The sequence below is a fragment of the Aliivibrio sp. S3MY1 genome, assembly GCF_028765575.1.
Taxonomy (GTDB): Bacteria; Pseudomonadota; Gammaproteobacteria; order Enterobacterales; family Vibrionaceae; genus Aliivibrio.
In genome coordinates, this window is the sequence record NZ_JARACO010000016.1 from 58,914 (window position 1) to 74,731 (window position 15,818).

At 40.2% G+C, this 15,818-nt stretch carries 12 protein-coding genes; 1 reads left to right on the plus strand and 11 read right to left on the minus strand.

The annotated features are described in order from the left end of the window. Positions 1–22 precede the first annotated feature (22 nt). From PVK62_RS11720 to fabB, 9 genes are all read right to left on the minus strand, one after another. Positions 23–514 (minus strand): CvpA family protein, encoded by a 492-nt coding sequence (locus PVK62_RS11720; protein WP_274443864.1) that lies wholly within the window; start codon positions 512–514, stop codon positions 23–25. Positions 515–575: 61 nt separating this feature from the next. After that, the gene (locus PVK62_RS11725) at positions 576–1,136 is read right to left on the minus strand and encodes an SPOR domain-containing protein (protein ID WP_274443865.1); all 561 of its coding nucleotides are present in this window, start codon (positions 1,134–1,136) and stop codon (positions 576–578) included. 9 nt (positions 1,137–1,145) lie between these two features. Next, a complete protein-coding gene (gene folC / locus PVK62_RS11730) occupies positions 1,146–2,426 on the minus strand; it encodes a bifunctional tetrahydrofolate synthase/dihydrofolate synthase (protein WP_274443866.1) in 1,281 nt (426 codons plus the stop codon). Between the two features lie 100 nt (positions 2,427–2,526). Next, positions 2,527–3,411 carry an acetyl-CoA carboxylase, carboxyltransferase subunit beta gene (gene accD, locus PVK62_RS11735; RefSeq protein WP_122033180.1) on the minus strand — a complete coding sequence of 295 codons (885 nt, stop codon included), beginning with the start codon at positions 3,409–3,411 and terminating at the stop codon, positions 2,527–2,529. Between the two features lie 177 nt (positions 3,412–3,588). Beyond that, the gene (gene truA / locus PVK62_RS11740; protein WP_274443867.1) at positions 3,589–4,377 is read right to left on the minus strand and encodes a tRNA pseudouridine(38-40) synthase TruA; all 789 of its coding nucleotides are present in this window, start codon (positions 4,375–4,377) and stop codon (positions 3,589–3,591) included. Between the two features lie 91 nt (positions 4,378–4,468). Continuing rightward, positions 4,469–8,566: a FimV/HubP family polar landmark protein gene (locus PVK62_RS11745; protein WP_274443868.1), complete on the minus strand. Its 4,098-nt coding sequence runs from the start codon at positions 8,564–8,566 to the stop codon at positions 4,469–4,471. Positions 8,567–8,757: 191 nt separating this feature from the next. Then, positions 8,758–9,771: an aspartate-semialdehyde dehydrogenase gene (locus PVK62_RS11750; RefSeq protein WP_274443869.1), complete on the minus strand. Its 1,014-nt coding sequence runs from the start codon at positions 9,769–9,771 to the stop codon at positions 8,758–8,760. Next, on the minus strand, positions 9,771–10,901 hold the full coding sequence (locus PVK62_RS11755) for a 4-phosphoerythronate dehydrogenase (RefSeq protein ID WP_274443870.1): 1,131 nt from the start codon (positions 10,899–10,901) through the stop codon (positions 9,771–9,773). Before PVK62_RS11755 ends, PVK62_RS11750 begins: the two co-directional genes overlap by 1 nt. A gap of 147 nt (positions 10,902–11,048) precedes the next feature. Further along, positions 11,049–12,260: a beta-ketoacyl-ACP synthase I gene (gene fabB, locus PVK62_RS11760; RefSeq protein WP_274443871.1), complete on the minus strand. Its 1,212-nt coding sequence runs from the start codon at positions 12,258–12,260 to the stop codon at positions 11,049–11,051. Positions 12,261–12,380: 120 nt separating this feature from the next. Between fabB and mnmC the strand changes: the two genes are divergently transcribed. Continuing rightward, positions 12,381–14,423, plus strand: a complete 2,043-nt coding sequence (gene mnmC / locus PVK62_RS11765) for a bifunctional tRNA (5-methylaminomethyl-2-thiouridine)(34)-methyltransferase MnmD/FAD-dependent 5-carboxymethylaminomethyl-2-thiouridine(34) oxidoreductase MnmC (protein ID WP_274443872.1) — start codon at positions 12,381–12,383, stop codon at positions 14,421–14,423. A 126-nt stretch (positions 14,424–14,549) separates the two neighbouring features. Here the strand turns inward: mnmC and PVK62_RS11770 are convergent, their stop codons facing one another. Continuing rightward, positions 14,550–15,524 carry a lytic murein transglycosylase gene (locus PVK62_RS11770; RefSeq protein ID WP_274443873.1) on the minus strand — a complete coding sequence of 325 codons (975 nt, stop codon included), beginning with the start codon at positions 15,522–15,524 and terminating at the stop codon, positions 14,550–14,552. Further along, entirely contained in the window at positions 15,524–15,808 is a 285-nt protein-coding gene (locus PVK62_RS11775) for a YcgL domain-containing protein (RefSeq protein ID WP_274443875.1), read from the minus strand. The genes PVK62_RS11770 and PVK62_RS11775 overlap by 1 nt, the downstream gene beginning before the upstream one ends. Positions 15,809–15,818: the final 10 nt, after the last annotated feature.

The following is a 15,818-nucleotide window of genomic DNA, read 5'->3' on the forward strand; positions in this document are numbered from 1 at the left end:
TCAATTTGCTAAAAAACTGGCGCTATTTAGCGCCAGGAAGAAAACTTGATGTATCCTTTAAGTAATCGAAGAACCATTCAATGACTACCGAAAATTGCGGTATCAATTGAGATTGCTTCCACCACTCAGAGTCTGATAATGAGGTAAAGGCATCGATAAAGAAAAGGAGCGCGGCTATAATTAATACGCCCCTTAACCCACCAAAGACAATACCCAACACTCGATCGGTTCCTGATAATCCAGTTTTTTGAACTAGCTGTCCAACAACATAGTTCACCACCGTACCAACGATCAGTGTCGCGACAAACAAGGCAGCAATTGCACTGCCATTTCTTATCATTTCATCATGTATGTTTGTAAAATAATCCGCTAATTTAGGATAAAAGTTACTGGCGACAAAAAATGCACCAAACCATATCACTAATGACAACGCTTCTTTTACAAATCCTCTAATCAAACTGATTAAAGCTGATAGGCTAATAACACCTAAAATGACAAAATCGATCCAAATCATAATTTATCTTTTCTCTGTTGCTGCGCATTTTAACAGAAAAATCCGCGACGCAAACGTTTTCTTATGGGTTTAGCGGTGCAAATTTAAGCAATTGACCATTTAAGCCAGTAATTTCTTTTAGTTTCGGTAACTGTTTCTCTAAATCAGGTTTCGAAACATCTGGACCGACAGCCACTCGTACTAAATCTCCTTTTTTAGGTTCTTTAGGAAAAGTGTGAGCTTGAAAGCCTTGCTTACGCAATTTAAGCGCTAAGTTTTGTGCATTATCTGCATTTCTAAACACCCCTAACTGAATAATCCATGCGCTTTTAACATAATCAATTTTTTTGGCTTCTGGTGCTGGTTTTTTCTCTACAATAGTAAGCACTTCTTTTTCAGGCTCCGCTTCAGATGACTCAATCGTCACCTCAACAGGCTCACCTGGAAGTTCTGCATCAAAATCGACAGGCTCTTGGATTTCGAACTGCTCTACCTCTTTAGAAAGCTCTGGTTTAATTGGAATACTGGCAAATTCTTCTTGGTAATGTTTTTTCTTACCATCAAATACATCTGGTAAAACAATTACCCCAATGGCAACCAATATGATGGTTCCGACTAAACGTCGTTGAAATGGACTAGACACTCATGCTCCTCATGCTTCTTGTTTCCAGTAATCCCATACTTCACCAACCGTATGGAAAGAACCAAAAACTAAAATTAAATCATCATTATCAGCCTGCATTAGCGCTACCTTAAATGCTTCTACAGGTGATGAATATTCTGTTGCTTCTGCATCTATAACTGCGGTTAATTCACTCGCGTTAGCCGCTCTAGGGCCAGATAATGACGCAGGATACCAAACATCGACACTTCCCGTGAACTCACCTAGCGTCGATTCAATGTCTTTATCATGTAACATGCCGACGACGGCGTGTACTTTCTTATTTGGAAAACGCTGTCTTATCTGTTGTACAAGATAATTTGCTGAATGTGGGTTATGTGCCACATCAAGAATTATCGTCGGCTCACTCTCTTGATTATCACGGCTTAAACGCTGCATTCGCCCCGGTAAACTAGCAACCTTTAACCCTTCAACGATATTAACATCTGTTAATTCTAACCCTGATGCCCCTAATGCCATGATTGCCGTTGCAGCATTCGCTAGTGGTAAATTTGGTAATGGCAGATCATTTAAATCAAATGCCCCGCTTTTCCAAGACCACGTTTGCGCTTCAGGGTTCACGCTATAATCAAATTGATAACCTACTTGATATAAATCAGCACCAATATCATCAGCATGGGCGGCAACACTAGAGGGTGGATTTGGCTGACCACATATTGCTGGTTTTTCAGAGCGATAAATTCCTGCTTTTTCAAAACCAATCACTTCAATGTCATCACCAAGCCAATCAACATGATCAACAGCTAAACTCGTAATAATAGAAACATCATGGTCAGCAATATTCGTTGCATCTAAACGTCCACCAAGGCCGACCTCCAAAAGAACCACATCAACTTGATGTGCTTTAAATGCCCACAAAGCAGATAACGTGCCGAACTCAAAAAGGCTTAAGGATGTTTCTTTACGCCACGCTTCAATCGCAGAAAAAGACTGAGTAATAAGAGAATCAGATAAATCGTTACCGTTGATACGAATACGTTCGTTGTAACGAATAAGATGAGGAGAGCTATAAACGCCTACACGATAGCCAGCATTAAGTAAGATAGATTCCATTAATGCACAAGTAGAGCCTTTACCATTTGTTCCAGCAACAGTAATCACCGTTGGTGCAGGTTTGGTTAGTTTTGCTCGTTGTGCAACACGCTGAACGCGCTCAAGGCCTAAATCAATTGCACTTGTATGAATGCTTTCTAAATAACGAAGCCACACCGATAAATCAGATGTGGCTTTCGGAGAATCAAATGATGTCATAATTCAACTACTTCACTACGGAATATAGTGACAGTATATATGACTTAGGTTGCTGTTTTAAAGTAAGAACTAACAACCTTGCTCTCATTTAATTTGTTTTTTACTTTGGTCCATCAACAGAGACAACTAATGGAGAAGACTGATTCGTCATTTTCGCCATTAAACCTCCGATGCGCTGACGCATTTCACGACGGTCCACAATCATATCGATAGCACCATGCTCAAGTAAGAACTCGCTGCGTTGGAAACCTTCTGGAAGATCTTCACGAACGGTCTGTTCGATAACACGGCGACCAGCAAAACCGATTAAGGCTTTTGGCTCACCAATATTAATATCACCTAGCATTGCTAAACTTGCTGATACGCCACCCATTGTTGGGTCAGTCAGTACAGAGAAAAATGGTAGGCCTTTACGAGATAAACGCGCTAATGCTGCACTGGTTTTTGCCATTTGCATTAGAGACATAAGTGCTTCTTGCATACGAGCGCCACCACTTGCAGAGAAACAAACTAATGGACAGTTGTTTTCAATTGCAGCATCAACCGCTTTAACAAAGCGAGCGCCAACAACAGAGCCCATTGAGCCCCCCATAAATGAGAATTCAAATGCACAAGCAACAACAGGTAATTCTAATAATGTCCCTTTCATTACAATAAGAGCATCTGTTTCATTACTTGATTTCTGTGCTGCTGAAATACGATCTTTATAGCGTTTTGAGTCTTTAAATTTTAAAAGATCTTTTGGCTCTAATTCTTGACCAATTTCTACACGGCCTTCTGCATCTAAAAACGTTTCTAAACGTTTACGAGCTTTCATTCGCATGTGATGGTCACATTTAGGACACACTTCTAGATTACGTTCTAACTCTGCTGAATAAAGCACTTGTTCACATGACGTACATTTCGTCCAAACCCCTTCAGGGATCGATGCTTTACGTGAACTAACAATATTGCTTGTATTAAAAATCTTTTCAAGCCAACTCATGGACGACCTTTCTATTAGTGATCTCTCGCACCATCGCAAGAGAAATAAAATCAATTAAATAGATTAAACCATAAATAATAGCCAGTGTAGATAAAAAACTGGTTGTACCTATTTTCAAGGTTGAACCTATATCCATTTTTTGCTGATTAAATACGCATATTTAATCTCGCTGAAAGATCAATTATCCGGTAAAAATAGTGGACCTAACGGCACTCGTGGTAAATCCCATTCTTTTGGATAATCTACATCAATAAGATATAAGCCTTCAGCTTTAGCTGTTGCCCCAGCTAATTTACGGTCTTTTGCTTCTAATAGCCATTGCATCCATTCTGGCTTTTGCTTACCTCTGCCAACTTCAATTAAGCTACCAGTAATATTACGCACCATATGATGAACAAATGCATTGGCTTTAATATCAATCACGATAAAGTCCCCATGACGGGTTACTTTCAAGTGAATTAGATTACGCCAAGGGGTACGAGACTGACAACGAACGGCTCGAAACGAAGTGAAGTCATTTTCACCCAGTAAATACTGCCCTGCTTGGTGCATTAAATCAGCATCTAATGCTTCATGGTAATGGCTAACACCATGGCTAAAAATGGCAGGGCGTTGGCGGTTATTAAAAATGATATAACGGTAACGTCGTGCAGTCGCGGTAAAACGAGCATGAAAATCCTCGGTAACTTCTTTAACCCAACGAACCGCTATATTTTTGGGTAAATTTGCATTTACCCCTACCATCCATACTGGTAATTTTCGAGTGCTCTTTGTATCAAAATGTACAACTTGCCCAGTTCCGTGTACTCCAGCATCAGTTCTGCCTGCACACATAACCTCAATAGGTTCATTCGCAACAATCATTAAGGCTTTTTCTAATTCTTCTTGGACACTCGTTACGTCTTTTTGACTCTGCCACCCGTGGTAACTGGCACCATCATATTCGATACATAAAGCTATTCGCATGATATTTGATTCTTTTTATTCAATAATACGCCATTATAAAAAAAGGCGGAGCTCACCGCTACCGCCTTTTTAAGATTATTACTGCTCTAAACTAATCAATTTGTCGCATTAATTTTTCAGCTTCCACTTTCAATGATGGATCATTACATCGCAATACTTCTTCTAATAGCTCTAAAGCGCCTTTATCATCAGACATCTCAATGTAAGCTTTAGCTAAATCAAGTTTGCTTTGAGCATCACTATTTACATCAACATCATGCGAACCAACGTTACCTAGCATGTCTGGAAAGTCATCTAGCCCTACATCTAAATTCAACACTTCTTCTTGGAGGTCTGATTTATCTCCATTTTCAGTTTCTGCAATTAATGCTTCTATACTTAAGAAACGATCTTCACCGTGAGGATCACTCTCAACACTAGGTTGCTCTGACCAATCTTCATCTTCTAGCTCTGACTCAGTATTTGATACGTTATTTAAATTAAATCCACTCCAATCACTCGCTTCATCATCTAACATGCTATCAAGATCTAAACCTGAACTATCAAGATGAGTTAAGGCTTCTTTTTCTTCATCAGAAACTCGTGATTGAAAATCAGAAGCCGTTGGCTCTAATTCATCTTCTGCTGTTTCATTTCTTGGCTCAGCGTGGATAATTTCATCAGTAGTATCTAATTCAGAATTAAGCTCTTCAAGACCATTATTATCTTCATCTTCTAAGGCTGCCAATGCATCTTCAATTGATAGTCCTTCAAAGTCGCTATCACTACCATCAAGTTGAGTTTCATTGCTTGGTTGTGAGAAATCAACAGCACTATTTTCTAAGAAATCATCTAAAGAAAAATCGTTTTCGTCATCTTCCTCTTCTGCTTCAGCTAAAGGCTCATCATTTTCAATGTCTAACTCTTTAGATTCAGCAAACAGATCATCTAACTCATCGTCAGTTTCTGACGCTAACTCTGGCTCTTGAGCTTGTTCTGTCGCATCTGTACTTGGTGTATCCAGCTCTACTGGCTCTTCAAGTTCAGACAACGCATCATCTTGCTCGGTTTCTAATTCAACTTCTGACTCAAGATTATCATCAAGCTCAAACGAGATGTCGTCTTCTGCTTCAACTTCTGCCTCTGTTAGAGTCTCATCGTTTTCAATGTCTAACTCTTCAGATTCAGCAAACAGCTCATCCAACTCATCGTCAGTTTCTGTTTCTGTCGCTAACTCTTGAGCTTGTTCTGTCGCATCTGTACTTGGTGTATCCAGCTCTACTGGCTCTTCAAGTTCAGACAACGCATCATCTTGCTCGGTTTCTAATGCAACTTCTGGCTCAAGATTATCATCAAGCTCAAACGAGATGTCGTCTTCTGCTTCAACTTCTGCCTCTGCTAAAGTCTCATCGTTTTCAATGTCTAACTCTTCAGATTCAGCAAACAGATCATCCAACTCATCGTCAGTTTCTGTTTCTGTCGCTAACTCTTGAGCTTGTTCTGTCGCATCTGTACTTGATGTATCCAGCTCTACTGGCTCTTCAAGTTCAGACAACGCATCATCTTGCTCGGTTTCTAATGCAACTTCTGGCTCAAGATTATCATCAAGCTCAAACGAGATGTCGTCTTCTGCTTCAACTTCTGCCTCTGTTAGAGTCTCATCGTTTTCAATGTCTAACTCTTCAGATTCAGCAAACAGATCATCCAACTCATCGTCAGTTTCTGTTTCTGTTTCTGACGCTAACTCTGACTCTTGAGCTTGTTCTGTCGCATCTGTACTTGGTGTATCCAGCTCTACTGGCTCTTCAAGTTCAGACAACGCATCATCTTGCTCGGTTTCTAATTCAACTTCTGGCTCAAGACTATCATCAAGCTCAAACGAGATGTCGTCTTCTGCTTCAACTTCTGGCTCAAGACTATCATCAAGCTCAAATAAAACGTCTTCTTTTTCTGTGTCAGATTCAAATAATGAAATATCATCATCTTCGTCTTCATCAGCTTCAACTAACCAGTCTTCATCACGAGGTGCGTCTTCTGAAAGTGCCTCTGATACTGCTACACCGTCTACTTCAGTATCATCGCCACGCTTTCCCTGAGCGTTTTCGTCTTCTTCAACATCATCACCAAGTAACTCATCTAGAAGTACAGTGCTATCTTCATCTAGCTCGATCGTTTCTTCTTCGTCTTCATCTGCTAAGAACTCATCTAAAAGCGCTGTGCTATCTTCATCGATTTCAATATCATCTTCTTCACTTAGTTCTTCATCATCACCAAGTAATTCGTCAAGCAATGCAGTACTGTCATCTTCGATATCTAAATCAATGCTCTCTTCTTCGTCATCAGATTCATCCAATAACTCATCGAGTAAAGCCGTGCTATCATCATCAATGTCTAGATCAATACTCTCTTCATCAAGTTCTCCCAATAAAGCGTCATCATTATCTAACTCGATGCTCTCTTCTTTATTAGTACCTTCATCCGTTTTATTCGTATCTTCCATTTCTGATAATAAAGCATCAAAGTCCAGATCATCTTCTACTGAATTTGAAACTGCCTCTGGAGCAAGTTTGGTTTCTTCTTTTTCGTCCAGATCCCAGCCTTGATCTAACTCTGACTCTTCTGCGTCATCTTCCATATCCATTGATGAGAATAGGTCATCTAGCATTGATTGTTCGAGTTCACCACCTTCAAGATCTTCATTGTCATCTAATTCTGGCGCTGATTTATCTAACGCTGATAAACCTGAATCATCAATAAGCGATAAATCAAAATCGTCATCTTCTTCTTCTAAGTCACTTGCTGAGAATAAATCACTATCGAAATCATTCAGTGCTTTTTCCATCTCCTCAAGGCCTAGCGCTTTTTCTTCCGCATCAACAGTTAGCGCACTTGAAGACATGTCAATATCATCATCTAAACCATCAAGGTCTAAATCTAGATCTAAATCTCCATCAGACAATTTTAAATCTAAATCGTCATTTTCTTCACCGTCAAATGAAGCAAATGGATCATCATTATCTGAATCTGAGCTGTTATTTTCGGTTTCAAATTCAGCGAATAAATCATCATTTGAATCCGAGTTATCATCACCAAACAAGAATTCGTCATCATTCAGTTCACCTAAAAGATCATCATCGTTATCTAAACTAATTTCTGGAATATCATCATCCGTATTGAAATTATTTTCAGGCATAACGATAGGCGAAGGCTGGATCTCTGGTGTGTTTTCAGTCTCGCTCTCTTCCTCTTTTTTACGACGGAATAAGAAGAATGCAATTAAACCTGCAATTAGGGCGCCTGGAATTAAAGCAAGCAATGCGATGAGGCCAGGGCTTGATGCTAGATTATCCATTGCACTTGGTTCTACTTTTTTCTCAGCAGCCGCAAGTTGTTTCTGTTCATGAATGAATTTTTCGACTTCGTTACGAATTCGGTCTTCATCCCCTAGTGAATTTTTTAGATTGTCGACTTCATTTTGAACTTCAGCTAATCGAACACGAAGTTGGTGGTTATTTTCTTGTAATGCTGAAAATTCTTGGCCTGTGGTATCTAATTCTGATTTCAGTTCAATAACTGAATCCGGAGCAACCGCTTTAGTCACCTCTTTAGCTGGTGATTTATTGACAACCGATTCTTTTTCTTTATTTGGAGATAATGCCGTTTCTTTTAACACCGGCGTTGATTTACGCTCTGGTACAACTGTACTTGTCGTTTTGGTACTCACTGGTTTTTGCGGGTTCTGTTTATTTTTATGGGCAATAAGCAGCTGTTTGGCATCATCCGTATTTTCACGACGAACTTGTTCTAATGTCGGTAATCGTAAACGGCTATTTGGCTCTAATCCATGAATATTATTGTTTTCAAAAGCGTGTGGATTTAAGCGATAAATAGCAAGTAAGGTTTGTTGAACCGAGGTTGTATTCGATGGATTTACACGACTGGCAATCGACCATAACGTTTCATCTTCTCGTGTAGGACCATAGACTTTTGCTGCAGCCGCTTTTACTTTTCTTTCTTGCGCTACTGGAGCGACACTTGCGGCTCTCATTGGTTGTGATTGCATCACTACCGGTGAACTGACAGTTTGATCTTTCCCCTCTGGCCCCACTATTTGAACTGTTCCCGCTGCATTTGCAATGGAACATTGTGATGCAATGAATAGCGCTAAAGGAGTTAGCGTTTTTAACAATTTGTTGGATGCGTCAGACACTAGAGATGCCTCTTAAATAAGTGAAAAAATGATATCTATGTAACTATATCGGATAATAATAAAAAAACTGTAGCGATTAAGCAAAAACTGTGGGGTTAATGGAAGAAAAAAACCTTAGCTTTCACTAAGGCTTTCTTTTTCATGGCTAATATTCGTATTTATTATAAATAACCCTGCATGTATATTATCTATTAATAATAATCGCGGATTAATAGTTCTGCGATTTGTACTGCATTGGTTGCAGCACCTTTACGTACATTATCTGCAACAACCCACATGTTTAGTCCCATTGAATGGCTAATGTCCTCACGAATACGAGCAACCATTACATGGTCTTTACCGGTAGCATCGCTCACTTGTGTTGGGTAATCATTACCGTGGAATACTTCAATTCCATCTGTTTCTTCAAGTAAACGAGTTGCTTCTGCTGCATCAATTGGAGCACGTGTTTCAATATGAACTGATTCAGCATGACCATAAAAAACAGGCACACGCACACACGTTGCATTCACTGTAATGCTCTCATCTGCAAAGATTTTTTGCGTTTCCCACACCATTTTCATTTCTTCTTTGGTGTAGCCATTGTCCATGAATTCATCAATGTGAGGTAAGCAGTTAAATGCAATTTGCTTATCGTATGCTTTGTTCTCTGCTGGTAAGCCATTTAATAGCTTAGCGGTTTGACCTGCTAACTCATCAATACCTGCTTTACCTGAACCAGAGACTGATTGGTACGTTGATACGTTGATACGATCAATACCCACAGCGTCGTGAATTGGCTTTAATGCAACTAACATTTGAATCGTTGAACAATTAGGGTTCGCAATAATATTACGGTTACGAAAATCAGCAAGGGCCTCAGGATTTACTTCTGGGATCACTAATGGGATATCCTGTTCGTAACGGAAGTGCGAGGTATTATCGATAACAACAACACCAGATTCCGCAGCAATTGGAGCCCACTTAGCTGAAAGTTCACCACCCGCAGAAAATAGACCTATTTGAACTTGGCTCCAATCAAACTCTTCTACATTTTCAACTGTTAATGTCTTATTATTAAAACGAACTGTTTTACCTTCACTACGCTCAGACGCTAAAAGGTATAAATTGCGAACAGGAAACTTACGCTCTTGCAATACTTCTATGATTGTTTCGCCAACGGCACCAGTTGCGCCAAGAATGGCAACATCAAATTCTTGAGTCATTAGACTTCCTCGATTGTAAATCCAAGTTGTTGTAACGGAGTAAGACCACAGTATTTAGTACCTGTGATTGTGATTGCACTGTATTCTCTTCTATCCCAATAGTCTTTACGCATTTTGTCAAACGCACCGACGGCTGAGATTTCTGCTCTGAATATGGCATCATCTTTTCGCACATCATAGACTAACTGAATCAAATTGTGCAGTGTTGAATGATCCCATTGCTGATTTAGTGTCACATTAGGGATTGGCGCAATAGGCAATAGAGCCTGAGGATCAGCTCGCTCTTCACAATTTAAAAACTCACAATAAGAGTTAAAGATCATGGTTGTTCCACGTGCTTTACCTTCGAGTCCATACCCTGCAATATGAGGAGTGGCGAAAGAGAGCAAAGGCAATAATTCCATATCAACTTGTGGTTCAAACTCAAAAACATCTAATACCGCTTTAAAACCATCTTGTTTTAATAAGCGTTGTTTTAAAGCTTGATTATCAACAACCGGTCCACGTGCAGCGTTGATCATTATCTGGTCATTACGCAGTGCTGTTAATCTTTTCTCGTTCATCAAATGATGAGTTGGAAATTCACCATCGCGTGTGATCGGCGTATGGAAACTAATAACGTCTGATTTTTCTAGTAATTCATCTAACGCTACAAATGAACGTTTGTCGCCTTCTTGCTCTTTTATTGGGTCATTAAGTAAGTATGGAATCGCTAACGCATCAAGACATTTAGCTAAATAAGAACCGACTTGACCTGCACCAACAATGCCAAACGTTTTATCAAAGATAGAAAAGCCGTGCTGTTGAGCCAATACCATGACACTACTTAATACGTATTCTGCAACCCCCACTTTATTACACCCAGGAGCCGCCGTGAAAAATATCCCTTTTTCTTTCAATAAAGCTTGATCAACATGGTCCATACCTGCTGTTGCTGTGCCTACAAATTTGAGTTTATTGGCTTTTGAGATTAATTCTGCATTCACTTTGGTTACAGAGCGTATCATCAATGCATCAACATCAATTAAATCATCTGCTGTTAGTGTTCTTCCTGATTTAGCAACAACCTCGCCTAGCTCACTAAACAGCTCAGCAGCATAAGGCATATTTTCATCAATCAATATTTTCATATTTTCAATATCTATCCTTTAGATTCATAAACTCAGTGTATCACTGCACTATACCAAGCAACAGTGAGTATCTTGATAAAAATCAGGCATAAAAAAACCCAGCCAATTTAAGTGACTGGGTTTTACTATTTTTTAGTGATTACACGATTACGCTTCGTATTTCTTAATAACTAGCGTTGCGTTTGTACCACCAAAGCCGAAGCTATTAGACATAACTGTTGTTAGTGCTTGATCGCGTTTTTCAGTTACGATATCAAGACCTTCAGCGGCTGGGTCTAATGTATCAACGTTGATACTCGGCGCGATAAAACCGTGCTCTAGCATTAGCGTTGAGTAGATTGCCTCATGAACACCGGCTGCACCTAGTGCGTGACCAGTCATTGCTTTAGTTGCAGAGATTGCAGGGCTGTTCGCACCAAATACTTCTTGGATAGCGCCTAGCTCTTTTGCATCACCAACAGGGGTAGATGTACCGTGAGTGTTCACGTAATCAACACTGTCTACGTTTTGCATTGCCATTTTCATACAACGAACTGCGCCTTCGCCTGATGGTGCTACCATGTCGTAGCCATCAGATGTTGCACCGTAACCTACGATTTCACCGTAAATTTTAGCGCCACGAGCAAGTGCGTGTTCAAGTTCTTCGATAACTAGCATACCGCCGCCGCCAGAGATAACGAAACCGTCACGGTCTGCATCGTAAGTACGAGATGCTTTTTCTGGTGTGTCATTGTATTTTGATGATAGTGCGCCCATCGCATCAAACATCATCGTTAATGACCAATCTAGCTCTTCACCACCACCAGCAAACATTACGTCTTGTTTGCCCAGTTGAATAAGCTCTACCGCGTGACCAATACAGTGTGCAGAAGTTGCACATGCAGAACTCATTGAGTAGTTAACACCACGAATTTTAAACGGCGTTGCAAGACATGCAGAAACCGTTGATGCCATTGTACGTGGAACCATGTATGGACCAACGCGCTTAACGCCTTTCTCACGCAAGATATCCACTGCATTTACTTGGTTTAGTGATGATGCACCACCAGAACCTGCAACAATACCTGTGCGGTCATTTGAAACTTGATCTTCTGTTAAGCCAGAATCTGCTACGGCTTGCTCCATTGAGATGTAAGCAAATGCAGCCGCATCCCCCATGAAACGCATTTTTTTGCGATCGATGTGGTCAGCAGGGTTCATTTTCAAATCGCCCCAAACATTACTGCGCAGACCCTTTTCAGCGAACTGCTCAGAGAAGTTAATGCCTGATTTACCAGCTTTCAGAGACTCTAATACTTCTTCTGCATTGTTACCGATACTTGATACAATGCCCATGCCTGTAATTACGGCTCTTTTCATGATTCTTTCCTAATAAGTCATAAATCTTGGTAGATAATAGCGAAGATAGCACAACAAAGTGGTCAGCTTTCCTATAAGTCGTTAAAATCCGACGTAGATTATCTTTAATGGTGCAAATTTATGTCACGAAATCACATTTTACCACAAAACAGCATCACAAATGCAATTCTTGATTGGAATGAATCTGGAACTCCTGTCTCAAATGACTTTGATGATGTCTATTTTTCTAATGATAATGGATTAGAAGAGACACGATACGTCTTCTTACAGCAAAATCATCTGCCTCAAAGATGGCAAGATTATGATCAACGTCGTTTTGTAATCGGTGAAACCGGATTTGGTACTGGGTTAAACTTCCTTGCCGTGTGGCAATGGTTTAAAACATTTAGAGAACAAAACCCAGATGCAGCACTTAAAGAACTTCATTTTGTCAGTTTTGAAAAATTCCCTGTAACCAAAGCTGATTTAGTTAAAGCGCATCAAGCATGGCCTGAACTGGCTGAACTCGCAGAGCAACTGCAAGCCCATTATCCTGCCGCTGTACCTGATTGCCACCGTTTAGTATTAGAAGATGGCATGATCACGCTTGATCTGTGGTTTGGTGATATCAAAGATTGCATGCCTCAGATTTGGATGGACGATTCTGGTGTTATCGACGCTTGGTTTTTAGATGGCTTTGCACCAAGTAAAAACCCTGAAATGTGGAATCAAACTCTTTTTAATAATATGGCAAGCCTTGCTAAAGAAGACTGCACTTGTGCCACTTTTACAGCAGCAGGTTTTGTTCGTCGAGGCTTAATTGAAGCTGGCTTTGATATGAAAAAAGTCAAAGGCTTTGGACATAAAAGAGACATGATTGCAGGGACATTAACGGAACGTAAAACCAAGGCGAATCATGCGGTTTGGTATGCGCGTTCGACACCAGAAAACATCACTGATGTAGCGATTATAGGAGGTGGTGTAGCCAGTGCATCATTGGCGACAACATTGCTTCGTCGCGGTGTGAATGTCACTGTTTACTGTAAAGACGATAAAGCCGCACAAGGCGCTTCTGGTAATAAGCAAGGGGCGGTTTACCCTCTACTGAATGAGAAGTTTAATTCATTATCACGATTCTTTGCTCCCGGCTTTATTTTTGCTCGTCAGTTTATCGAGCAAGCAGCCAAACACGTGGAATTTGATCACGATTGGTGTGGCGTAACCCAACTCAAATGGGATGAAAAATCAGAAAACAAATTAAATAAAATGCTAACTGCTCAGTTTCCCAATGAACTCGTCACCGCATTTAGCAAAGAAGAAACAAACCACCATGTTGGCCTACCCATAAATATGGAGAGCGTTCATTACCCTCTTGGGGGCTGGTTATGTCCAAAACAGCTAACTCGTGGGATCTTTACTCATTTGTCAGAAAACCCACTGTTTACGCTGCATAATAATGCTGAAGTGACGCAATTAACTCAAACGGACGATAAACAATGGAACCTTGTTCTTGGTGAAAAAACCAATAAACATCAAGCCGTTGTGGTTGCTAATGGGCACAGATTTACTGATTTTGAGCAAACTAAAGAGATTCCAGCAACACCGGTTCGAGGCCAAGTGAGTCATATTCCTACAACCGAATCACTGAAAAAACTGAAAACTGTACTGTGTTATGACGGCTATTTAACCCCTGAAAACACCAAAGATCAAAGCCATTGTATCGGGGCAAGTTACGATCGTCGTGATTTAGATTTAGCGTTTAAAGAATCAGATCAAATAGAAAATGGTGAACGATTACAGAAATGTATTCCTAATGAAGCTTGGGTGAAAGAGGCAGATACCTCTGGCAATCATGCTCGTGTCGGTATTCGCTGCGCCAGTCGTGATCATCTGCCATTTCTTGGTAATGTGGTTCGTTTTGAGGATATGCAAGAAGAGTACAAAAATATCTATAAGAAACGCCACTGGTTACGTGAAGCGAAAGATATTCCTGTCTATGAAGGCCTATTCTGTATGCTGACATTAGGTTCAAGAGGATTAAGCTCTGCGCCCCTATTGGCTGAAACCTTAGCATCACAGATCATGGGTGATCCGATCCCACTGCCAAACTCAGTACTTGAAGGATTACACCCAGGAAGATTGTGGGTGAGAAGATTGTTGAAAGGGAAGCCGCTGGATATTTAAGAGCTAAAAGCAGAGTTCAGATCGCTTCGCTTAAAGAATTCAGAGGTGTTCGTTGTAAGTATACAACTAACAACACTAACCTCTGAATTCTGCTAGGGAGCTTGCGACCGATCTGAACTCTATAATTTACTTAATAGAATCTGCCAAGTGGCTCACCGCCAGCGCAAAGTAATGCGAGCGGTTCCAATCCATTAATACTTGGTAATTGTTGTAAACAAGGTACGCACGACCATTATTATCATCTGGTTGCACTAACCACGCTTCGATATCTACATCAGGTAACGCTTTGCCTGTTAAACGACGAACACCAAGGTCCTGCCATTGAGCTAGTGTCTTGCCTTTTTCTTCCGATAACCCTTTTAGGTTTTCAGCATCTAATGATTCAGGTAATTGAACTTGACGCCCCCAAGTATAAGTATCATCCCAACCCACTTGTTTTAAATAATTTGCAGCTGAAGCAAATACATCGGCTTCGGTAGTCCAAATATCTTTACGCCCATCATCATTACCATCAACCGCATACGCTAAGAATGACGTCGGCATAAATTGACACTGTCCCATCGCCCCTGCCCATGAACCTTTCATGTTTTCCGGAGTAATATGACCTTGCTGTAAAATCGTTAAGGCTGCCATGGTTTGTTTTTTGAAGAACTCTTCACGACGACCGTCATAAGCTAATGTGGTCAATGCTTCAATAACGTTGTAACCGCCAGTTAATTTACCAAAATTACTTTCAACCCCCCATAAAGCAACAATAAAACGAGGTTGGACACCATATTCATTTCCAATATGATTCAACTCTTTATAGTGTTTTTGGTATAAATCATTCGCTTGTTTGATTTTCCATTTTGGCACAGCACGTGGAATATACTCATCTAGCGTTAATTTTTTTTCTGGTTGGTTACGATCTGATTTGACCGCTTTTTCTTTAAAGGCAATATCTTTAAATGCACGCTCAAGAATAGGTTCTGAAATGCCTATTTCTCTCGCTTCATTTTTTAATTCTACAATATAGTCCTGGAATTCCCCTTCGGGTGTATTTGCGGTCACAGATGTTGCCATTAGCAGACTGACTATCCCTAGCAGTAATTTTTTCTTCATTATTCACTCTCTTTTTGTGCTGCTTTATCTTTTTTATATTTTTCAAGCAAATTTTCTGGTGGTGGCGGTAGCTGTAAAAAGAAACCTTCATTTTTAACTGATGCCTTTACCGTTTCTACATCAACTGAAGCTAGCGTTCTTCCTGCTAAGTTTACTACCATTACCATGATTGGCGTTCCAAACATCGCCATCAGTTCTTTAGGAACTGGGGTAAAGTCATCTTTTTTCTCTATATAAAGATAAGCACCTTGTTTTTTAGTACTTTTATAAACTGAGCAGAACATTTTATAACCT

Excerpts from the sequence above, each read along its gene's own strand:
- PVK62_RS11720 (WP_274443864.1), bottom strand. The coding sequence starts at position 514 with ATGATTTGGATCGATTTTGTCATTTTAGGTGTTATTAGCCTATCAGCT.
- folC (WP_274443866.1), bottom strand. The coding sequence starts at position 2,426 with ATGACATCATTTGATTCTCCGAAAGCCACATCTGATTTATCGGTGTGG.
- accD (WP_122033180.1), bottom strand. The coding sequence starts at position 3,411 with ATGAGTTGGCTTGAAAAGATTTTTAATACAAGCAATATTGTTAGTTCA.
- truA (WP_274443867.1), bottom strand. The coding sequence starts at position 4,377 with ATGCGAATAGCTTTATGTATCGAATATGATGGTGCCAGTTACCACGGG.
- PVK62_RS11750 (WP_274443869.1), bottom strand. The coding sequence starts at position 9,771 with ATGACTCAAGAATTTGATGTTGCCATTCTTGGCGCAACTGGTGCCGTT.
- PVK62_RS11755 (WP_274443870.1), bottom strand. The coding sequence starts at position 10,901 with ATGAAAATATTGATTGATGAAAATATGCCTTATGCTGCTGAGCTGTTT.
- fabB (WP_274443871.1), bottom strand. The coding sequence starts at position 12,260 with ATGAAAAGAGCCGTAATTACAGGCATGGGCATTGTATCAAGTATCGGT.
- mnmC (WP_274443872.1), top strand. The coding sequence starts at position 12,381 with ATGTCACGAAATCACATTTTACCACAAAACAGCATCACAAATGCAATT.
- PVK62_RS11770 (WP_274443873.1), bottom strand. The coding sequence starts at position 15,524 with ATGAAGAAAAAATTACTGCTAGGGATAGTCAGTCTGCTAATGGCAACA.
- PVK62_RS11775 (WP_274443875.1), bottom strand. The coding sequence starts at position 15,808 with ATGTTCTGCTCAGTTTATAAAAGTACTAAAAAACAAGGTGCTTATCTT.